This window comes from Mammaliicoccus lentus (assembly GCF_947036595.1).
GTDB classification, from domain to species: domain Bacteria; phylum Bacillota; class Bacilli; order Staphylococcales; family Staphylococcaceae; genus Mammaliicoccus; species Mammaliicoccus lentus.
Genome location: NZ_OX344834.1, coordinates 2208587 through 2231514 on the forward strand (window position 1 = coordinate 2208587; position 22928 = coordinate 2231514).

Genomic DNA, 22928 nt, shown 5'->3' on the forward strand with positions numbered 1-22928 from the left:
CTTAACCATGAGGGTTAAAGGCTACATAGTGGAGACGGCGGGAGTTGAACCCGCGTCCAGAGATCCTGATACAAATGTTTCTACGTGCGTAGTCTAGTCTTTATTGTTTCGCGTTGTATCAGGGGACTGACACCCTATTACAACGCTAGTTTGATTAATCTCTTCTCGTCAGACTTCAAACGGCAGTGACGAGCGTATCCTACTTAAGTTGAATCACGTTAACAGCACATAGGCGATGCTGTTAGGTGATGCAGAGTGCTATTATGCAGCTACTGCTAAGTTTTGTTGTTTGCCAGTTATTATAACTGTTGTGTTGATGACGGAGACAACCCTCCGACACGCTTCATAAGCTCGGGGACCCCTGTCGAATCCGTAACGTCCCCTGAATAAGAAATATACTTCCTTTTAGCAGAAGTATATTTAATAATAACAATTTTTTATTGATTAATCAATATAATTGCTTAATATCGATGCTTCATTGCTCTTTCTACATCACGTTTTGCTTCTTTTTCTTTCAGCGCATGACGTTTATCATAATCTCGTTTACCTCTTGCTATCCCTAAAAGAACTTTACAGTAACCGTGTTTAATATATAGTTTAAGCGGTATTAATGAATACCCTTTTTCTTTTGAGATACCATATAATTTATCGATTTCTTTTCTTTTTAAGAGCAGTTTTCGATTTCTTAATGGATCATGATTATAACGGTTACCCTCTTCATACGGTGCAATATGCATATTGTAAACGTACATTTCTCCGTTGTATACACGTGCATATGAATCTTTTAAGTTTGCACTACCTCGGCGAATGGATTTGATTTCTGTACCTTGTAATACAATTCCCGCTTCAACCGTATCTTCTATTGTATAATCATGGCTTGCTTTACGATTTTGTGCTAAAGGTTTGTTGTGTACTTTTGGCACATCCATCACCTACTTTCTATTTTTTCTTACGTCTTGCATTCTTTTTAACGGCTTTTGCTTTATAAAAAGGTTTATTATTTTTATCGCCTTGTTTACCTTTTGCTCTGCCTTTTTTATGCTTATTATTTTTATCGTTTTCCTTTGATGGTCCACGTTTTTTAGCTTTTATTGTCTTTTCTCTTGCGAGTTTTTCACGATTCTTTTCAGCTATTGGCATACCTACGATTTGGAAATCAATCATTCTTTCATCAACATTAACATTTATAACTTTGACTTCTACTTTATCACCGATTCTAAAGACTTTAGCTTGTCTTTCACCAATAATAGCCATACTGCGTTCATCAAAATTATAATAATCATCTGTTAAGTTAGAAATGTGTACCATACCTTCGATAGTGTTCTCTAATTCTACAAACATACCGAAGTTAGCTACTGAACTGATTATACCAGTATAAACTTCTCCAACATGTTGAATCATATATTCTGATTTCTTCAGATCATCTGTATCACGTTCTGCATCTATCGCTCTTCTTTCACGTGTAGATGTATGATCTGCAATTTCAGGTAATACTTCTTCCCAATGTCTAATTTGTTTATCATTCATTGATTTATCGATTAAATATTTACGAATGAGTCTATGCACAATTAAATCTGGGTATCTTCTAATTGGTGAAGTGAAATGTGTATAATAATCAGCTGATAAACCGAAGTGACCTAAGTTTTCTTCACTATATCTTGCTTGTTGCATACTTCTTAACATTAAAGTAGCAATTACCATTTCTTCTTTTTCACCAGCTACTTCTTGAACAATTTTTTGTAGTGTAGATGGATGAATATCTTCGCTTGTACCTTTAACTGTAATACCAAAGTTCGTAATAAATTCAAAGAATTGATTTAAACGTTCTTCTTTTGGATTTTCGTGTACACGATAAATGAATGGTAATTCTAATTTACTGAAATGTTCTGCGATTGTTTCGTTAGCAGATAACATAAAGCTTTCGATTAATCTTTCAGCGTCATTTCTTTCTCTAACTTGAATATCTGTTGGAATACCGTCTTCATCAACTAATACTTGAGCTTCTTTAATATCAAAATCAATTTCACCACGTTTTTTACGTTTAGCAATTAATTGTTGTGATAATTGGTTAGCTAAATCAAGCATAGGTGTGATTTCAGCAAATTTCTCTCTAATTTCAGGGTCTTTGTTCTCAATGATGCTATTTACATCAGTGTAAGTCATTCTATAATCTGAATGAATGACACTTTCAAAAATATCATGGCGAACAACTTCGCCTTGTTGATCAATTTCCATTCTACAGCTTAAAGTAAGACGGTCTTCATTTGGATTTAATGAACAAATACCATTACTTAGTCTGTGAGGTATCATTGGAATAACTCTATCTACAAGATACACACTAGTGCCTCGATCATAAGCTTCTTTATCTAACTCACTATTTTCAGTTACATAATAACTTACATCCGCGATACTTACTGTTAACTCTGTTAATCCATTATCTAATGCTTTTACAGATACAGCGTCATCTAAGTCTTTAGCATCCGCACCATCAATAGTGATTGTTAATTCATCTCTTAAATCACGTCTATTTTTAGTTTCTTCTGGCTTAATTTTGTCTGGTACTTTTTTAGTTTCTTCTATTACACTATCCGGAAACTCTATATTGATTCCATGTTGGTAAATAATAGATAGAATATCAACACCAGGGTCATTTTTATGCCCTAAAATTGCTTTAACGTGACCTTCAGGATTATGAGTACCATCTGCATATTCCGTAATTTCTACAAGTACTTTATGCCCTTCAACAGCGCCTAAGTTTTTACCTTTTGGTATAAAAATGTCTTGTGTAATACGTTTATCATCTGGCAATACGAAACCAAAGTGTTTAGCTTCAGTATAAGTACCAACTACTTGCGTAATATTACGTGTCGTAATAGCCTTAACTCTTCCTTCAATTTTACCTTTGTGGTCTCCACGTGATGGAACGACTTCTACTAATACTTCATCGCCGTCCATCGCTTTATTAATTTGATTTGGTGGTATAAAAATATCTTCGATTGTATCATCTTCAGGTCTTAAGAATGCAAAACCTTTTTTATGTTGGCTAAGCTTCCCTTTAACTAAATCTGATTTATCTCTTTTCTTTTTATATCTATCCGTCTTTGTTCTTTCTAGTTGACCCGTTTGTTCTAAATCAACTAGAACTTTTATTAATTCTTTAAATGAATCAGCGTTACTTAATCCCATTACGTCTTGAAATTCACTTACCGTCATGGGCGTGTAGTCTTTCTCATTTATGATTTGTTCAACTTCTTCTCTTAGATTCATAGCGGGCCTCCTTTCTTGTTTTTATATTGTGTCTTATTCGGACCAATCTAATGATTCTAAGAATTGATATACGTCTTCAAATACTTTCTCTTTTTCTTGTCCGATTGTTATAACATGACCAGATTCTTCATACCACTTAATATATTTATCATCAGATGAAGATGAATTATAAATAATATTAGCAGAATCAGGATTTATCATTTGATCAAGCTTGCCTTGTACTACAAATAAAGGATCAAATACTTCATCAACTTGATCTCTAACTGCTTGAATAGTATTTTGCAATTCAGTTAAAGTGTCTGTCGGATGAAAATGTTTCATTTCTTCTTCAATTTGTTCACTTGATTTACCTTCATATTTTTTAAATTCTCTTGCATAATCTAGTACACCTTCAAACATAGTACCTTCTGTCTTAATGTACATAGGAGAACACATAGTTACTATACCTTTCACATCACGATTTAAACTTAATTTTAAGCTAAAAACGCCACCCAATGATAGTCCAGCTACTGCTATTTCAGTATACCCTTTTTCCACAAGAAAATCATATGCATCTAAGCAATCTTTAAACCATACATATGGGCTTGATTCTAATATTTCTTCTGGTGGTCTTCCATGACCTTCATAATGCGGAGCATATGATGTATATCCTTTTTTCTGTAAGAAACGTCCTAATTGTCTAACGTCTGATGAATTACCTGTAAATCCATGCAAAAGTAATACTGCGCGTTTACCTTCTTCAAAGAAGAAAGGTTTAGGTAATTGAATTCTCATGATCGACCATCCTTTTACTCTATTTAACTCTATTGTATCTTTTTTTCACTTGCAAACAAATAAAAAAGTCCGACATTACCCGTCGGACCACTACATTTTAAAGTAAGTTATTGCTAACATAATTAAGAAAAATAAAATCGCTAGAATGATTGTTGTTCTGTGTAAAACTAAATCTATTCCACGTTGCTTTTGTTTACCAAATAATTGTTCTGCTCCACCACTAATTGCACCTGATAAACCGGTACTTTTACCTTCTTGAAGTAATACAACGGTAATCAATGCAATACAATCTATGATTAATAAGACGATTAAAAATGTATGCATGGACTCGGTCCTCCTGTCTATTATAACAGTAGCATTATAGCACATTTACAAAATGCACTCAAGTTTTCATTAGTCATAATCTATTGACATGCCTAAAGATTTTAACATTTCAAAGTACGTTGGACAAGTCTTTGATACACATGCTGGGTCAAGCAGTGTTATACCATCTACTTTTGTGCCTACTAAACTAAGAGACATAGCTACTCGGTGGTCATCAAATGTATCCAATGTAGCACTTTGAATCTCACCTGGCTGAATCGTCCATCCATCTTGATGTTCTTGTATGTTAATCCCTAGCTTAGTTAAGCTTTCAGTTAAAGCTTCAACTCTATTACACTCATGATTACGTATATGTTCAACACCAGTAATTGTAATTGGACCATCCGCAAACGCTGCTAATGTACCGATTGTAAGTGCTTGGTCTGAACATGCATTCATATCGATTGTTAAATTACCTTTGAGCTGTTCTGGACCAGTGATAACGACATAATCTTCACCTTTTTTAACAGTAGCACCCATTTTTTCTAAAATGTCTACAACTTCTAAATCAGGTTGATGGGTTTTTAGGTTCAAATGATTAATCTTAATTGTCGATTTGTTCAGAGCTGCTAGAGCCATAAAATAACAAGCAGTTGATAAATCGGCTTCTAAAGGTAAATTAGTCGCTTGATAAGAACCTTTTTCAACCTTCATATGTTTATAGTCATCTGAGACTTCTACGCTTATCCCAAATTGTTCCATTAATTCTATCGTGATATCTACGTAAGCACTTTGTACTATCTCTGTTGTTAATTCAATTTCTGTTGGTTGATTAAACAATGGTGCAGCAAGTAATAATCCACTAATAAACTGACTAGATTTATCGCCTGCTATCATGACTTTACCACCAGTTTCAGGTGTCCCTTTAATTTTGACTGGAAGTTGGCCTTCTTCTTCAATATAAGAGACTTCTACTCCTAATTGGATAAGTGCATCATGTAAAGTTTTATGTGGTCTACCGGCTAATTGTTCCGTAGAAGTGATAGTAATTTCACTTTTATCTTGTGTCCCTAAAATGCCAGGTAAAAATCGAGCGGTCGTGCCTGCTGAACCAATGAATACTGTTTGTTCTTCTGGAAGACTTTCCATATCTACACCAGTAATATTGATTGAATCTCCTTCAAACTCGAAAGTTGCTCCTAATTTCTTTAATGTTTCCATGCACCAATAAGTATCATCACTTTTAAGATAACCAGATAACTTTGAAGTACCTTTACTAAACCCTGCTAAAATAAAAGCACGATTCGTTACACTTTTACTCCCTGGTATAATAATTTCTTTATTAAATACTTGATCTGTTGGATGCAAACTTAATTTTTCTACACCATCTAAACTAGACCAAGGTGATTTTGCACTTTTTAAATTAATCGTCATCTGTGAAATCCTCCTATAAACATAATTCTCTATATTATAGCCCATTTTAACACGTAATGGAATGATAATGACACATTTAATTTAAAGCGTTAAAGCGTTACTGTAAAAATAGTTTGTTTTAATATAAAAAACCACCAATCTGTTAGATAATGTGAAATCCAACAAATCAGTGGTTTAATTTTGAGAATAGATATATTCATACTAGTCTCATATTTTGTGAATCATTTTATATTAAATGCACAATTATTTAGATAAGTTATAGAAAGCTTTTATACCTTCAAATTTACCAGTTTCATATAATTCATCTTCGATACGTAATAATTGATTGTATTTAGCAATACGATCAGTTCTAGATAATGAACCAGTTTTAATTTGACCAGCATTAGTAGCAACTGCGATATCTGAAATTGTAGTATCTTCAGTTTCTCCTGAACGGTGAGAAATAACTGCAGTGTAACCAGCTTTTTGAGCCATTTCGATAGCTTCGAATGTTTCAGTTAATGTACCGATTTGGTTAACTTTGATTAAGATTGAGTTACCGATACCTTTTTCGATACCTTCTGATAATTTTTCAGTATTTGTAACGAATAAGTCGTCACCTACTAATTGAACGCGGTCTCCGATACGGTCAGTAAGGATTTTCCATCCGTCCCAGTCGTTTTCGTCCATACCGTCTTCAATAGTGATGATAGGATATTTGTTAACTAACTCTTCTAAGAAATCAACTTGTTCTTCGCTTGAACGTTTAACACCGTGTTCACCTTCGAATTTAGCATAGTCATATACGCCGTTTTCGAAGAATTCTGAAGCTGCACAGTCAAATCCTAAAACTACATCTTTACCTGGCTCTAAGCCAACAGCTTTAATAGCTTCTAAGATAGTTTCAACGCCATCTTCAGTACCTTCGAATTCAGGAGCGAATCCACCTTCGTCGCCTACTGCTGTGTTTAAACCACGAGATTTCAAGATTTTAGCTAAATTATGGAAGATTTCAGCTCCCCAACGTAATGCTTCTTTGAATGATTCTGCACCTACTGGTAAAATCATGAACTCTTGGAAAGCAATTGGTGCGTCAGAGTGTGAACCACCGTTTACAATGTTCATCATTGGAACTGGTAATTGAACACCGTTGAATCCACCAAGATATTTGTATAAAGGTTGTCCTAAGAAATCTGCAGCTGCATGAGCTACTGCGATTGAAACACCAAGGATAGCATTTGCGCCTAATTTACCTTTGTTTGGCGTACCATCTAAAGCGATCATTAATTTATCGATTGATACTTGTTCTAAAACTGAAATTTCACCTTCGATAATTTCTGGTGCAATAATTTCGTTAACATTTTCTACTGCTTTAAGTACACCTTTACCTAAGTAACGATCTTTGTCTCCGTCACGTAATTCAACTGCTTCATATTCACCAGTTGAAGCGCCTGAAGGTACTAATGCTCTACCAAAAGCACCACTTTCTGTTAATACTTCTACCTCTACTGTTGGGTTACCACGTGAATCTAATACTTCGCGTGCATAAATATCTGTAATAATTGGCATATTTAAAACTCCTTTTTCATAATAGTTAATTATTTTTTAATTAATGATTCACCAGTCATATCTTCTGGTTGTTCTACTCCTAGTAAGTCAATAAGTGTTGGTGCTAAATCTGCTAGTCTGCCACCACTTCTTACTTCTACCCCTTCTTTAGTTACAATAACAGGAACAGGGTTTGTTGTATGTGTAGTCATTGGTGATTCAGTATCTGTTAATACTTCATCAGAGTTACCATGGTCAGCTGTTATAATTGCCGTACCATTCATAGATAATATTTTATCTACTACTTCACCTAGACATTCATCTACTGCTTCGATAGCTTTAATAGTTGGCTCAAGCATTCCACTATGACCAACCATATCCGGGTTAGCAAAGTTTAAAATGATTAAATCTAAATCACCTTTATCTAATTCACCGATTAAAGCATCTTTAACTTCGTAAGCACTCATTTCAGGTTTTAAATCATATGTTGCTACTTTTGGTGAGTCAATTAGCACACGACGTTCACCGTTAAATTCAGCATGTGAACCACCACTCATAAAGTAAGTTACATGTGGGAATTTTTCAGTTTCAGCAATTCGTAATTGATTTAAATTGTTCTTCTCAGCAACTTCACCGATTGTATTTTTAATATCAACTGGTTTGAAAGCTACTTCAGCAAACACATCATCACTATAATTTGTGAACGTTACGAAATATAAATCTTCTAGTTTACGTTTGATTTCGAAACCTTCGAATTTCTCGTTTGTGTAAACTTGGCTTAATTGTGCTGCTCTATCGGGACGGAAGTTGAAGAATATCATTGCGTCATGACTGTTAACGCCATTATTTTCAACGCCTTTTTCTTCATCTTTCACGATAAATGGCACAACAAATTCGTCTGTAAGTCCATCTTTATAGTTTGCTTCAACACCTTCAACAGCTGTTGGGTAAACAGGACCTTCACCATTAGACATTGCATTATATGCTTTTTCTTCACGATCCCAACGATTATCTCTGTCCATTGCATAGTAACGACCAGAAATAGAAGCAAATTGTCCAATGCCTATTTCTTCGAATTTATTTTCAGTTTCTTCGATATATCTGATAGCTGATTTTTGATCAACATCACGACCATCTAAGAATCCATGAACATAAACTTTTTTAACACCTTGCTTTTTAGCTAATTCTAGTAAAGCAAATAGATGTTTGTAGTGACTGTGAACACCACCGTCTGATAATAATCCCATTAAATGTAATGTTGAATCATTTTTTACGACATGTTGCATTGCTTCTTTTAATGCTTCAATTTCAAAGAAATCGCCGTCTTCTATAGACTTATTAATACGAGTTAAACTTTGATAAACAACTCTGCCGGCACCAATATTTAAGTGACCTACTTCAGAGTTACCCATTTGACCTTCTGGTAGTCCAACATCTAGACCACAAGCTGATAATTCGTTATGTGGATATTTATTGTAATATCTATCAAAGTTTGGTTTGTTGGCTTGTTTAACCGCATTACCATGTTCTTCTTCACGGTTTGCAAATCCATCAAGTATGATAAGTGCTGTTGGTTGTTTAGCCATTACTTTGCACCTTCTAATAGTGCTACAAATGAATCAACTTTTAATGAAGCGCCGCCAACTAATGCGCCATCGATATCTGATTGAGCCATATATTCTTTAATGTTTTCAGGTTTAACACTACCACCATATTGAACACGAAGTGCATCTGCTGCTTCTTGTGAGTATGCATTTGCTACAACTTTACGAACATGTGCACACATTTGGTTAGCATCTTCTGAAGTTGAAGATTTACCAGTACCAATAGCCCAGATAGGTTCATAAGCTATAACTGTTGATTTAACTTGTTCTTCAGTGAATCCTTTAAGAGCAGCTTCAACTTGGTCGCCTACTACTGATTCAGCTTTATCTGCTTCTCTTTCATCTAAAGTTTCACCTACACAAATAATTGGTGTCATATTATGAGAAAATACAGCTAATGCTTTTTTGTTAACATCTTCATCTGTTTCACCAAAGTATTCACGACGTTCAGAGTGTCCAAGGACAACATATTTTACGCCTAAATCTTCTAATGCTGCTGGAGAAGTTTCACCAGTGAACGCACCACTGTCTTCAAAGTGAGCATTTTGAGCACCGATTTGTAATCCTTCTGCTACGCCTTCTTTTGTTAAATTAACAAGTGCATCTAATTGTAAAGTTGGTGCACAAATTACTGAATCAACTTCGTTTGTATCAGGTAAAGCTGGAAGTTCATTAACAAAGTCTTTTGCTTCTTGAACTGTTTTGTTCATTTTCCAGTTACCTGCGATAATTGGTTTTCTCATGATATATTAACTCCTTTTATAATTATTTTTCTGAAATAGCTTCGATACCTGGTAATTCTTTGCCTTCTAGATATTCTAGTGAAGCACCGCCACCAGTTGAAATGTGTGAAAAGTCATCAGCAAATCCTAAGTCCATTGCCGCTGCAGCAGAATCTCCGCCACCGATAATAGTAGTTGCATCTTTTAAGTTTGCGATAGCTTCACATACACCGATTGTACCTTTAGCAAAGTTATTGAATTCAAATACGCCCATTGGACCGTTCCAAACAACAGTGTTAGCCCCTTCTAGAGCTTCAGTGAATAATTCTACTGTCTTAGGACCAATATCCATTGCTTCTTGATCAGATGGAATTTCATCTATAGAAACTTCAGTGATTTTTGCATCATTTGAAAATTCTTTTGCTACTTTACAATCTACTGGAAGGATAATTTTATCTCCTGCACGATTTAGTAATTCTTTTGCAAAATCAATTTTATCTTCTTCTAATAATGATAATCCTATTTCTTTACCTTGTGCTTTAAAGAATGTATATGCCATTCCACCACCGATAATAACTTTATCAGCGATATTTAATAAGTTTTCAATTACGCCAATCTTATCTGAAACTTTAGCACCACCTAAAATAGCTACTAAAGGACGTTCTGGGTTATTTACAACGCCACCGATAAATTTAATTTCTTTATCCATTAAGAATCCTGATGCTGTTTCAACATTAGATGCGATGCCAACGTTAGATGCATGTTCACGGTGTGCTGTACCAAATGCATCATTAATAAATACATCGCCTAAAGAAGCCCAGTACTTACCTAATTCAGGATCATTTTTAGATTCTTTCTTGCCATCTACATCTTCGAAACGTGTGTTTTCAAATAATAACACGCCGCCTTCAGATAAATCATTGATAGCATTTTCTAGTTTTTCGCCACGAGTTTCAGGAACAAATGTTACTTTTTCATTTAATAATTCGCTTAAGCGTTCTGCTACTGGTTTAAGTGATAATTCTTTTTTATCTTCTTCTGTTTTCACTTTACCTAAATGTGAGAATAAAATAACTTTACCGCCTTGTTCGGCAATATATTTTATAGTAGGAAGCGCTTGAACGATTCTGTTGTCATTTGTAATTGCTCCGTCTTTCATTGGTACATTAAAATCTGCTCTTACAAGTACCTTTTTACCTTTTAAGTCAATATCTTTAACATTCTTTTTTGCCATGACTAGTCTTCCTCCTCTGAATAATAGAAAATGCTTAACGATTAAAAATAAGCGGAGAAGCGTTGTGCTCCCCGCTTACTCATAAGCATAACCTATTTAGTTCATTTAATTAAATTATTTGTTAGCTTCTGCAGCTAAATATTCTAAAGTACGAACTAATTGTGAAGTGTAAGACATTTCGTTGTCATACCAAGCAACAGTTTTAACTAATTGACGGTCTCCAACTGTCATTACACGAGTTTGAGTTGCGTCGAATAATGAACCGTAAGTGATGCCAATAACATCAGAAGAAACGATTTCGTCTTCAGTGTATCCGAATGAATCATTTGTAGCATTTTTCATTGCTTCGTTGATTTCTTCTACAGATACTTCTTTATCTAATACTGCTGTTAATTCAGTTACTGAACCAGTTGCTACTGGAACACGTTGAGCTGATCCATCTAATTTACCTTTTAATTCTGGGATAACTAAGCCAATTGCTTTAGCTGCACCAGTTGAGTTAGGTACGATGTTTTCAGCTGCTGCACGAGCACGACGGAAGTCACCTTTAGCATGTGGAGCATCTAGTGTATTTTGGTCACCAGTATAAGCATGAATTGTCATCATTAATCCTTCAACGATACCGAATTCATCATTTAATACTTTAGCCATTGGAGCTAAACAGTTAGTAGTACAAGATGCACCAGATACGATTTCTTCTGAACCGTCTAATTCATCATGGTTAACATTGTATACGATTGTTTTCAAGTCGCCTGAAGCTGGAGCTGAAATTAATACTTTTTTAGCACCTGCGTCGATGTGAGCATGAGCTTTTTCTTTATCAGCGAAGAAACCAGTACATTCTAATACTACATCGATGTCTAGGTCTCCCCAAGGTAATTCTTTAGGGTTAGGATTTTCGAAAGTTTTGATTTCTTTACCGTTTACACGGAATCCGCCTTCAATTACTTCTACTTCATCTTTGAAACGACCTTGTGTAGAATCGTATTTTAATAAATGAGCTAACATAGCGTCATCTGTTAAATCGTTGATTGCTACTACTTCGATATTTTCTACTTCTTGTAATCTTCTAAATGCTAAACGACCTATTCTACCAAATCCATTAATTGCTACTTTAGTTGCCATTATGATGGCCTCCTTTAAATTTGTTATTTGAAAAAGGCTATTAACCTTTTATTCCGCATTGATTATTGCTTTTGCAGCACTTTCATCAGTTACCAAAATGGTATTCTTCGGTGCAATTTCAAGATATGCTTTAATCGCATCTGCTTTCGATGCACCGCCCGCTACTGCAAAAATATTTGTTTTTGTCGCTAAATCTTCTAGTTGCAAGCCAATCGTTTTGACACGATGTACGACCTCGCCTTTGGCATTAAAATAATAACCAAAAGCTTCTCCGACTGCATGATGATGTTTCAATTGACTTAAGACTTCATCTGAAGACTTTCTTCTTTCAGCCATTTTCAGCGCATCACCAATCCCGTGAATAATAAAATCCGAGCGACGAATTGCATCCAGAACCTCTATAACAGCTGGTTCTTTCAGCAAAGTCTCATATGAACTTTCGCTTACTTGGTCTGGAACATACAAGACCTTATACGACCCACCAGTTCTATTTGCCATGCTTGCACAAATCGTATTAGCTTGAAATACTACATTTTCTCCCAAGCCGCCACGAGCTGGTGTGAACAAAATGTCTTTATCTAATGGATGTAATGACTCACTAACTTTAGCCATCGTCGATCCACCAGTTACTGAAACAGATGCTTTATCATATAAAGACTGTTCAAGTAATTCTCCCGTTACATTTCCCATCTCCGCCTTAACTGTTTCATCTTTATCAGAGTTTCCTCTTACGATATGAACTTTCACGCCATATTGATTGAAAATCTCATCTTCTAAGTGATTAAAACTTGAATATAATGTGAGGTAATGAGATAACGATGCTAACGTGTGCTCGCCAGTCTCAGTTAGTTTCATACCTGTAGATTGAACGCGGATTAAATCTTGCTGTTTTAAAATTTCTATCTCTGTTCTCAATACCCGTTCAGTAATATTCATAACATCACTTAATGTTCTTCTGCCAATAGGTTGCTTCTTCTCAATCGTTGATAAAATATTAAAACGTCGATACATCTTGTCAATTAGGTCAGGCACAAGTCTATGTTGTATCTTTAACAAATCTTCCATAAACATGTCCCTCCTCACAAATTAACAGATGGGCAATTTCTAACCTGGGTTAGACATTTTTTGTCCCATGTGGGTCAAAAAAATAATATCTGTTTACAGTTATTATAATACACCCACTGCAAACTGATTGCAAGTAAAAGCAATTTGATTTAGCTTAATTTTTCTACTTCTTCTAATAATGTTACGAAATCAATATTTCCTTCTTGAAGTATTTTATCTTGATACATGACAATTGGAATTCTAAGCATGTATTCATTCAATAAATAATCATTATCTTCTATATGTATTGTTTCAATATTAACAGGCTTTTCAAAAGTTTCTTTGAAAAATTCTAGTTGATATTTCGCATCTTCACACAAACCACAATTTCGTCCGATGTAAAATTTAATGTTCATGTTCTCATCCTTTAGTTAAAATAGCCTCCCCGGGACGAATTGAACGCCCATTTCAAGAACCGGAATCTTGCGTGTTATCCATTACACTACGGAGAGTTAAATCTTAATTGTTTATTTATAATGCCTTAACATCTTCATTATATAATAAAGTTATCAATTATAGGGAGTGATTATAATGACTTACAGCCAAGCAGAAAACATTATTAAAAAAAGATGCGAATATTTTAATATGGATGTCACGCTTATACATTGCACTCAGCTTATTGATTACGGAAACTATTATATCATTTATGCAACCATTGACAATAATTGTCGCAAATTTCCTGTGTATAAATCAGCTATTTAAGTTATAATATTCATCAGTAGGTCATATATTTTGACCATGTTTGACTTTGTGTTGTATGATATGGTCATTAACATATTCAAAGGAGGATTAACTGATGAATTTAATACCAACAGTTATAGAAACAACAAACCGCGGTGAACGCGCTTATGATATTTACTCACGTTTATTGAAAGACCGCATTATTATGTTAGGTTCTGCTATCGACGATAACGTAGCGAACTCAATCGTATCACAATTATTATTCTTACAAGCTCAAGACTCTGAAAAAGACATATATCTTTACATTAACTCACCTGGTGGTAGTGTAACAGCTGGCTTTGCTATCTATGATACAATCCAACACATCAAACCAGACGTACAAACTATTTGTATAGGTATGGCAGCTTCAATGGGATCATTCCTATTAGCAGCTGGTGCAAAAGGTAAACGTTTTGCTCTACCTAACAGTGAAGTAATGATTCACCAACCACTTGGTGGTGCACAAGGACAAGCAACTGAAATTGAAATCGCTGCTCGTCATATCTTACGCACACGTGAAAAATTAAACAACATCTTATCTGAAAGAACAGGTCAACCAATTGATAAAATTGAAAGAGATACTGACCGTGATAACTTCTTAACAGCTGATGAAGCTAAAGATTATGGTTTAATCGACGATGTTATGCATCCTGAAGATATAAAATAATTTTTTAATAAAAAACGCCTTTCCAATTTATTTTGGAAAGGCGTTTTTATTTATATACTTAATTAATTGTTTCGCCGCTTCTTATTTTATCTGCCATTTCATTTAATTTACGTAACCTATGATTAATACCTGATTTAGAAATTTTACCTGTACTTACCATTTCTCCAAGTTCTTTAATAGAAACATCTTGGTTATCAATCCTTAATCTTGCCACTTCTCTTAAACGATCCGGTAAATTGTCTATTCCAATCTCTTTATCGATTAATTGAATACTCTCTACTTGTTTCATCGCTGCACTTACGGTTTTATTTAAATTTGCTGTTTCACAATTTACAAGTCTATTCACTGAATTACGCATATCTCTAATAATTCGAACATCTTCAAATTTAAGCAACGCTTGATACCCGCCTATTAAACTTAAGAAATCTGAGATTTTTTCTGCTTCTTTTAAATAACTAATGTAACCTTTTTTACGCTCTAACTGTTTAGAATTTAATTCATACTGATTCATTAAAGCTGTTAAATCTGCTGAATGCTCCTCATATAATGAAAATATTTCTAAATGATATGATGAAGTTTCCGGGTTGTTCACTGACCCGCCCGCTAAAAATGCACCTCGCAAATAGCTTCTTTTACAAATATCATTTTTCAAAATACTTTTATCAATTTCTTGTTTAAACATACCATCTTGCAGTATACCAAGTTCATCTAGTATTTCTTTTGCTTTAACTTTAATTCTACTAATATATATATTGTTTTTCTTGAGTTTCATTTTCTTTCTTACTAATAATTCAACTTCTACACCGAAGCATTTTTTTATTAGTGAAAATATACGTCGTGCTATGGCTGCGTTTTCTGTTTGAACATTTATAACAAATTGTTGATTAGAAATGCTTAAGTTTCCATTCATTCTAATCAAAGCTGAAAGTTCTGCTTTTGCACAATCATCGTCAACTTCTATTCGCGTTAATTCATTTTTCATTTCTGAAGCAAAGCTCACAGCAGATCACCCTTTCTTATTTATACACATAAAAATAATGATATGCCGAAAGACATATCATACGTTTCATTTCTACTATATATTACATGGAACAGCCGGGCGTATCAAGTTATTCATCTTAAGTTTTATTTTTTTGCTGTTTCTTTGATAATACCAAACAAAATCATAGTCACGCCTATAATTAAAAAGATAACCCCTAAAGATTGATGAACAACTAACCCTGTTAACAATAAAATACATCCAATAAGTACCATCAAAATTTGTACTCGTTTCATAACTACCACCCCATTTTGTAACCCCTTACAAATACACTTTTATTCTACTTCAATTTTTAAAAGAAGCATAGTAATAACATTATAAATATTATTACTATGCTTCTCTAATTTATTTATCTTTTTTGTATTGAATTGTACTAATTTCTTGAAGAACAACTTCATATATAATACGTGCAAGCACTTTATTATTATGCCTAATATATTGATGTGGTGTAATACTCACAAGGTTTTTATCATGAATACATTGAACGCCCATTTCTTTTAATTTGTCATGATCAAAATCTACTTGTTTTGCATCTTCTTCTTCATATCTCAATAAAATTTCTTTATTAAAACGTTCATTCTGACAAATTACAAAATCTATAAACGACGCTCCTACGTGATCGTGAATTGCTTTAACATGATCACTCACGCTATATCCAGTCGTTTCACCTTTTTGTGTCATAAGATTACATACATATAATCTTTCAGCTTCCGTATTAATAATCGCGTCTCTCATCTTGTTTAATATTAAATTTGGTAAAATGCTAGTATACAACGAACCAGGTCCCATAACAATTAAGTCTGCTTCTTCTATCGCTTGTATTGCTTCAGGCATTGGCTCAATGTCTTCAGGTGTTAAATATACTTCTTCTATCTTTTTAGATTTTTTAGGTATATTCGATTCACCGACAACAACTTCTCCATCAGACATAACCGCATTAAGCACAATACTTTTAGTTGTAGATGGTATAACTTGTCCTTTAATATTTAAAATTTTACTTAATTCTTTTACGGCATGTCCGAAATCATCCGTTATGTTAGTCATTGCTGCTAATAATAGATTTCCTATTGAATGACCACCCAATTTTTCCTCTTCAAAACGATATTGGAATAATTTTTCAAGCATTGGTTCTGTATCACTTAATGCTGCTAACACATTTCTAATATCACCAGGTGCAGGTATATCCATCACATCACGGATTTTACCTGTACTACCACCATCATCAGCAACTGTAACAATGGCAGTTATATCAATTGGATAATCTTTCAGTCCTCTTGCTAATACAGAAAGACCTGTTCCGCCTCCAATTAGGACAACTTTAATTTTTTTCATTTTTTATTCTACTTTCGATATGTGCATCGCGATGTGACGTATACACAACATAATCAAAATTATCTTTAATATCTTCACCTAGTCTTTTAGCAAGTGCTACAGAGCGGTGTTGACCACCTGTACAACCAATTGCAATTGTTAATTGTGATTTACCTTCTTTTTTATATCCTGGTAACATAAACATCATTAAATCACTAAACTTCTTATAAAAAGTCGAAGTCTCTTTCCATTTCATTACATATTGGTATACTTCATCGTCTAACCCAGTTAATGGCCTTAATTCGTCTACATAATATGGATTAGGTAAAAATCTTACATCAAATACAATATCTGCATCTATAGGCATACCATGTTTAAAACCAAAGCTCAACACCCTTACTTCGAATGTTGAAGAAGGATCTTTTTCGAAAGTTTCAATTAATTCTTGTTTTAATGATTTTGGTTTCATTTCTGTAGTATCAATCACAAAATTACTAATACCTTTAATGTCACTTAGCAACACTCTTTCTTGCTCAATAGCTGCTAACAAGCTTCCTTTTTCACTAAGTGGATGTGTTCTTCTCGTTTCTTTATATCTTGAAATTAACCTTTTATCGTTAGCTTCTAAAAATAGTATATCCACAATAACCTTTTTTTCACTTTGTATATAATCTAATTCTTCTCTTAAGTTATTAAAAAAATCTCTTCCTCTTAAATCAATTCCGATTGCTACTTTTGATAAGGAAGGATTACCTTGATCCATCAAATCTACGAATTTTTGTAATAGGATTGGTGGTAAGTTATCTACGCAAAAATATCCTAAATCTTCTAACGCCTGTAATGCTACTGATTTACCTGCACCAGACATACCTGTAACGACTATTAATTCATTCTTCACATTGCTCTTGTCGACAAGTTGCATAACTATTCTCCTTTGACTATCAAATATACCTTTATATTACATGATAACATCATAAAATACATTAAATATATGAAGCTATCGATATTTATTAAAAGAGCGGAACAGAAATTATATTTTTTTAAAAATTTTGTAGTCCCGTCCCAACTAGGATTACTATGATAAAAAATTGTTCTAAGCTCATTTTCAGTCCAGTCAGCTACTCCCTATGTAATGAAACAGTCCGAGACATTTATATATGTCCCGGACTGTTTATAAATTTCATTAAATTAATTGTTCTTCGTCTTCTAGTGTTTCAATATATGCTTGAGCATTTTGAGCTGCTATACTACCATCACCTGTTGCTGTAACGATTTGACGTAATGTTTTTTCACGTACATCTCCTGCAGCGTATACACCAGGTACGTTCGTTTCCATTTCATCATTTGTTTCAATATAGCCATTTTCATTTAAAATACCTAATGATTCAAATGGTTTAGTTAATGGTTTCATACCGATGTAAATAAATACACCATCAGCTTCATGTTCTACTTCAGAACCGTCTTCAGTTGATACTAATGTTACTGAACCAACTTTTCCATCTTTTTCATTAATAGATTTCAATGTTGAATTCCAAATGAAGTCCATTTTTTCATTTTTAAATGCACGATTTTGAATGATTTTTTGAGCTCTTAATTCATCTCTTCTGTGTACAACTGTTACTTTGTCTGCAAATTTAGTTAAGAACATGCCTTCTTCTACAGCAGAATCTCCTCCGCCAATAACGTAAATATTTTTACCTTTAAAGAATGCACCATCACAAACTGCACAGTAACTTACACCACGGCCACCTAATTCTTGTTCACCAGGCACACCAATTTTCTTATATTCTGCACCTGTCGCAATGATAATTGCATGTGCAGTTAGTGTTTTATCTCCCATGTTAACAACTTTATAATGACCTTTATCTTCTATATCTTTTATATCACCATATTCATATTTAGCACCAAATTTTTGCGCGTGTGTAAACATTTTAGTTGATAAATCTGGTCCAGTTATTAAATCAAAACCAGGGAAGTTCTCTACATCTTCTGTATTTGCCATTTGTCCACCTGGCATACCACGTTCTATCATCACAGTTGATAAATTAGCTCTTGAAGCATATACTGCTGCTGTCATACCAGCTGGACCTGCCCCAACAATAATTACATCATAATCTACTTGTGTAGTCATTTATAAACTGCCTCCTCTTATTAATTCAGTAGAATTGTACAACAATCATTCACATAAGCAAACTTATATGCTCACTAATGCTTTTATCGCTTTATTTAAGCGATAAGCTGTTATGTTAAATGAATTTTGTATCTCTTTTTTAGTTATTTTTTTATTTAATGTCTTTAAATAAATATAAATCGACGCGGCAACATAGTGTGTTGCTTCTTCAATATTTTCATGTTCTGCAATCAACATTTCAGCATGTTCTATCCATGACACGAATAATTCTTTACCATAATGTTGATATTCAGATTGTTCTATTAATCTCATACCTTCATCAATAAAACCTAGTTTATTAAGATGTAAATCTTGAAAGATATACGTAATATATAGTCGTTCATAATCAGGTAAATTCTCTAAAACTTCCCAAGTTTCATGGGACATGACTAATTCTTTATTCTTCATATGCCCCAATAAGAATATTCCATATAAACGATATCTATAATCTTCATCTTTTAATAAAGGTAACACTTGCTTATCTAGCATATCTTTAAGGTCGTCAATTTTCCATGGAGGTAATTGACTATGGTATTGTACACTATCTTCAAACTTTAGCCAATGACGTTTAGCCTCTTCCAAATAACCTAAATGATAAAAATTATAACTTAAGGCATGATGTAATTGTGGTGTACTCGCCTGAGGTTTCTTTAAAAGTGGCACTAACAATTGGTTTGAAGATTTATGCTTACCTAAATAACTTAACACTACACCCAATTTAAATGACTCTTCGTCATTAATAGGATGTAGCTTACTTAATTGTTTTAAATAATGGTTAAATCTATCCATTTGTTCAGTGTTATATAAGAGTAATGTCATATGGCAAAGTGCATAAATATCTGAGGGGTCCTCATCTAAGATTGTTTGTAATAATGCTTCTGCTTCTTCATATTTACTGTTATACAGCAACGCCATCGCTTTTAAATTCATGATATGCACATCTTCTTGCATAGTTAAACGCTGTCGTTCAAGGTAGTGATATGCTTCATCTAAACGACCATTACCAAATAAATATTGAAAGATATGCTGAATGACAAATCTTTCTGCTTCTTCTTCAACTACTGTTTGATCATCATATTTCACTTCGAACATTTGTATCATTTCATCAAAATAATCTTGGTCATCTTCCTCTGTTACATACCTTAAACCGAATAAAAATGCCTTGTTCGGTTCATTTGATTTTATGAACATCTGACTTAAATAAAAATAATAATCTGTTACAAAATTGCCCTTAGCTATTTGATCATACATTAGTTCTTCAGCTTTTGTATTTTGATTAAGCTCTACAAGACATTCAGCGTATGGCGGAATAATAACAAAATCATCAGGTGATAGTTCAAGTGCTTTTTTAAATAAAGACTCAGCATATATATAATCTTGTTCTCTCATTTTTTCCATAGCCTTATGGTAATAGAAGTCTTTATCAAACCTAACATGTATAATATTCGAATTGTCTCCCAATGATTTATTCACCGCCTCTTCTTAAGTTGCATTGGATTGCCAAATGCCATCATATCCTCAGGAACATCTTTCGAAACGATAGTTCCGCTAGCTACAATAGCATTATTTCCAATGTTAACGCCAGCTAAAATCGTCGCATTTGCTCCGATTAACACATTATCTCCAATGTTAACGCGACCAACCCTATATTCTTCTACTAAATACTCGTGGCATAATATTGTCGCATTATATCCTATTACACAGTTACTACCTAGTGTAATAAGTTCCGGGTATAAAATATCTGGCGTTGCTTTAAATGCAAAAGCAGTTTCCCTTCCTACTTTCATTTTTAAAGCTTTTCGATATAACCAATGTTTCCATTTAAGACTTGGTAAATATCTACTAATTTCAATGATAATAACATTTTTACATACTTTTATAAAACGTATTGTTTGATACATTTTCCATAATGGATTCGCACCAGAAACTTTCTTTATTTTTAATGCTCTCAAAATTAACACTTCTTTCAATTCGAGTTATGGTAATAACCTTTAACTTCTCTGAATTTAGGTAAATCATAACGTATCCTTCTATATAATATAAAGATGATTGATGCAATAATAATGACAATAGATATTACTTGAGCAATTCTTAAATATTCAGTAAGCATTAAACTATCTGTTCTTAATCCTTCTATAAAGTATCGACCAATAGAGTAATAAATTAAATATGCAAAGAATGTTTCACCAATTTTTAAATGTGGTCTTATTAATAATAAAATAATAAATCCAATGATATTCCATATCGATTCATATAGGAATGTCGGTTGATAAAATACACCGTCAATTTGCATTTGGTTAATGATAAATTCAGGTATATGTATGTTTTCCAAGAAGCTTCTTGAAACAGGTCCACCGTGTGCTTCTTGATTGATAAAATTACCCCATCTCCCAATGGCTTGCGCTAAAATAATACCTGGCGCCACAATATCGACCATTTGGAAGAAGGATAAGTTTTTCACTCGACATAATATTGCCCCAGTTAAAAATGCACCAATTAATCCACCGTGTATAGCAATTCCACCGTTCATAATTAAAGGTATCTCTGCTAAGTGTTGACTATAATATTCCCATTCAAATGCAACATAATATATTCTCGCACAAATGATGGCCATAACCACACACCAAATGATTAAATCAATTAACGTTTCTTCTTTAATTCCTACCTTTTTAGCCGTGCTTTGTGCCATAAGATAACCAATTAATATACCAGATGCGATTATGATTCCATACCACCTAATTGAAAGTGGTCCTAATTGAATTGCGACTGGATCTATCCCTAGCACTTCCATCATTCTTTCTCCTTACTAGCGTTTTTTAATATTTCAGCATTTAGACGATTATTAAATTCTTCTGCCGTATTAATACCCATATTGTTTAGACGATAGTTCATCGCTGCTACTTCAATAATGACAGCTAAGTTTCTACCAGGTCGAACAGGTATTGTTTTCTTAGTAATTTTAGAATCGAGTATTTTTAATGTTTCTTCATTTAATCCTACACGATCATAAATTTTTTCTTTGTGCCATGTCTCTAAATTGATATTTAATTTAATACGTTTTTCCATCAAAATCGAACCGGCTCCAAACAATGTCATTACGTTAATGATACCTAAACCTCTTATTTCTAATAAATGTTCAATGATTTTCGGTGCTTTACCGATTAATTCATTCTTATTAATTTCTTTTATCTCTACGTTATCATCCGCTACAAGACGATGACCTCTTTTTACAAGTTCTAATGCTGTTTCACTCTTACCAACACCACTATCGCCAGTAATAAGAACACCAACACCATAAACGTCAACAAGTACACCGTGCAACGAAGTTTCAGGCGCTAATTCTCTTTCTAAATAGCTTGTCACTTGTCCCATCAATTTTGTAGTTGATGATTCGCTGATAAGTAGTGGCGTATTCTCTCTATTACAACTTTCTTTTAATTCTTCAGGCGCTTCTAGTCCACGCGTTATAATAATAGCAGGTGTTTCCGGTCTACATAATTTAGCCATGCGTCCTTCTTTTTCTTCATCCGGCAACAAATTATAAAATGATAATTCTGTCGTACCTAATACTTGAATTCTGTCTGAAGAATAATGTGAAAAATACCCTGCCATCTCGAGCCCAGGTCTTGATAAATCAGTTTCAGTTACTTTGCGATGGAGTCCAGCCTTCCCAGCAATGACTTCCATGTTAAATTGTTCTATTAATTTACTACTCGTAATCATAGGTTCACCTCTAGGTTAATATATGTTAATTCTAATGAACTTTAGTGATAACTGCAATCATTATAAATATACGAAAAGTGACAATAAAGCAAAAACTAGAAGATTAAAGTTCGTTATTTTAAATTATTTGACTTTAAATATAGAAATGTTGCACGTGACACTTCTCTAGCAACTTTAGAGACTCGTAAATTTCTATATGACCAG

General features: G+C 33.7%; 22 protein-coding genes and 1 other RNA gene. 1 reads left to right on the forward strand and 22 read right to left on the reverse strand.

The annotated features are described in order from the left end of the window. Positions 1–26: 26 nt before the first annotated feature. From ssrA to ACNMOQ_RS11020, 13 genes are all read right to left on the reverse strand, one after another. Positions 27–383, reverse strand: a transfer-messenger RNA (tmRNA) gene (gene ssrA, locus ACNMOQ_RS10960). A gap of 78 nt (positions 384–461) precedes the next feature. Next, on the reverse strand, positions 462–923 hold the full coding sequence (smpB, locus tag ACNMOQ_RS10965; RefSeq protein WP_017000769.1) for an SsrA-binding protein SmpB: 462 nt from the start codon (positions 921–923) through the stop codon (positions 462–464). Between the two features lie 16 nt (positions 924–939). After that, entirely contained in the window at positions 940–3267 is a 2328-nt protein-coding gene (gene rnr, locus ACNMOQ_RS10970) for a ribonuclease R (RefSeq protein WP_135021436.1), read from the reverse strand. A 33-nt stretch (positions 3268–3300) separates the two neighbouring features. Beyond that, a complete protein-coding gene (locus ACNMOQ_RS10975; protein ID WP_017000771.1) occupies positions 3301–4041 on the reverse strand; it encodes an alpha/beta hydrolase in 741 nt (246 codons plus the stop codon). A 90-nt stretch (positions 4042–4131) separates the two neighbouring features. Beyond that, positions 4132–4365, reverse strand: coding sequence for a preprotein translocase subunit SecG (gene secG / locus ACNMOQ_RS10980; protein ID WP_017000772.1), 234 nt, complete (start codon positions 4363–4365; stop codon positions 4132–4134). A gap of 69 nt (positions 4366–4434) precedes the next feature. Continuing rightward, positions 4435–5778: a 3-phosphoshikimate 1-carboxyvinyltransferase gene (gene aroA / locus ACNMOQ_RS10985; RefSeq protein WP_182093801.1), complete on the reverse strand. Its 1344-nt coding sequence runs from the start codon at positions 5776–5778 to the stop codon at positions 4435–4437. A gap of 243 nt (positions 5779–6021) precedes the next feature. After that, a complete protein-coding gene (gene eno, locus ACNMOQ_RS10990) occupies positions 6022–7326 on the reverse strand; it encodes a phosphopyruvate hydratase (RefSeq protein WP_017000774.1) in 1305 nt (434 codons plus the stop codon). A gap of 29 nt (positions 7327–7355) precedes the next feature. After that, complete coding sequence (gene gpmI / locus ACNMOQ_RS10995) at positions 7356–8891, reverse strand: 2,3-bisphosphoglycerate-independent phosphoglycerate mutase (protein WP_017000775.1); 1536 nt, start codon at positions 8889–8891, stop codon at positions 7356–7358. After that, on the reverse strand, positions 8891–9652 hold the full coding sequence (gene tpiA, locus ACNMOQ_RS11000; RefSeq protein WP_017000776.1) for a triose-phosphate isomerase: 762 nt from the start codon (positions 9650–9652) through the stop codon (positions 8891–8893). Before tpiA ends, gpmI begins: the two co-directional genes overlap by 1 nt. Before the next feature lie 22 nt (positions 9653–9674). Further along, positions 9675–10865, reverse strand: a complete 1191-nt coding sequence (locus ACNMOQ_RS11005; RefSeq protein ID WP_064204482.1) for a phosphoglycerate kinase — start codon at positions 10863–10865, stop codon at positions 9675–9677. 114 nt (positions 10866–10979) lie between these two features. Next, entirely contained in the window at positions 10980–11990 is a 1011-nt protein-coding gene (gene gap, locus ACNMOQ_RS11010) for a type I glyceraldehyde-3-phosphate dehydrogenase (protein ID WP_017000778.1), read from the reverse strand. A gap of 48 nt (positions 11991–12038) precedes the next feature. Beyond that, positions 12039–13055, reverse strand: coding sequence for a sugar-binding transcriptional regulator (locus tag ACNMOQ_RS11015; RefSeq protein ID WP_017000779.1), 1017 nt, complete (start codon positions 13053–13055; stop codon positions 12039–12041). 149 nt (positions 13056–13204) lie between these two features. Beyond that, a complete protein-coding gene (locus tag ACNMOQ_RS11020; RefSeq protein WP_017000780.1) occupies positions 13205–13450 on the reverse strand; it encodes a glutaredoxin family protein in 246 nt (81 codons plus the stop codon). Positions 13451–13890: 440 nt separating this feature from the next. Between ACNMOQ_RS11020 and clpP the strand changes: the two genes are divergently transcribed. Beyond that, positions 13891–14481, forward strand: a complete 591-nt coding sequence (gene clpP / locus ACNMOQ_RS11025) for an ATP-dependent Clp endopeptidase proteolytic subunit ClpP (protein WP_017000781.1) — start codon at positions 13891–13893, stop codon at positions 14479–14481. A gap of 58 nt (positions 14482–14539) precedes the next feature. On the opposite strand, the gene whiA is transcribed toward clpP, so the two are convergent. The 9 genes from whiA to hprK form a co-directional block, all read right to left on the reverse strand. Then, positions 14540–15481: a DNA-binding protein WhiA gene (gene whiA / locus ACNMOQ_RS11030; protein WP_017000782.1), complete on the reverse strand. Its 942-nt coding sequence runs from the start codon at positions 15479–15481 to the stop codon at positions 14540–14542. Positions 15482–15606: 125 nt separating this feature from the next. Next, the gene (locus ACNMOQ_RS11035; RefSeq protein ID WP_017000783.1) at positions 15607–15756 is read right to left on the reverse strand and encodes a hypothetical protein; all 150 of its coding nucleotides are present in this window, start codon (positions 15754–15756) and stop codon (positions 15607–15609) included. A gap of 109 nt (positions 15757–15865) precedes the next feature. Further along, positions 15866–16852 (reverse strand): gluconeogenesis factor YvcK family protein, encoded by a 987-nt coding sequence (locus ACNMOQ_RS11040; protein ID WP_064204485.1) that lies wholly within the window; start codon positions 16850–16852, stop codon positions 15866–15868. Next, on the reverse strand, positions 16839–17753 hold the full coding sequence (gene rapZ, locus ACNMOQ_RS11045; protein WP_017000785.1) for an RNase adapter RapZ: 915 nt from the start codon (positions 17751–17753) through the stop codon (positions 16839–16841). Before rapZ ends, ACNMOQ_RS11040 begins: the two co-directional genes overlap by 14 nt. 261 nt (positions 17754–18014) lie before the next feature. Further along, complete coding sequence (gene trxB / locus ACNMOQ_RS11050; protein WP_017000786.1) at positions 18015–18962, reverse strand: thioredoxin-disulfide reductase; 948 nt, start codon at positions 18960–18962, stop codon at positions 18015–18017. Between the two features lie 63 nt (positions 18963–19025). After that, positions 19026–20474, reverse strand: coding sequence for a tetratricopeptide repeat protein (locus tag ACNMOQ_RS11055; protein ID WP_237714377.1), 1449 nt, complete (start codon positions 20472–20474; stop codon positions 19026–19028). Continuing rightward, the gene (locus ACNMOQ_RS11060; RefSeq protein ID WP_017000788.1) at positions 20471–20953 is read right to left on the reverse strand and encodes an acyltransferase; all 483 of its coding nucleotides are present in this window, start codon (positions 20951–20953) and stop codon (positions 20471–20473) included. The genes ACNMOQ_RS11055 and ACNMOQ_RS11060 overlap by 4 nt, the downstream gene beginning before the upstream one ends. Before the next feature lie 14 nt (positions 20954–20967). Then, entirely contained in the window at positions 20968–21795 is an 828-nt protein-coding gene (gene lgt / locus ACNMOQ_RS11065) for a prolipoprotein diacylglyceryl transferase (protein ID WP_026023720.1), read from the reverse strand. Beyond that, complete coding sequence (gene hprK, locus ACNMOQ_RS11070) at positions 21792–22724, reverse strand: HPr(Ser) kinase/phosphatase (protein WP_017000790.1); 933 nt, start codon at positions 22722–22724, stop codon at positions 21792–21794. The genes lgt and hprK overlap by 4 nt, the downstream gene beginning before the upstream one ends. Between the last annotated feature and the right edge of the window lie 204 nt (positions 22725–22928).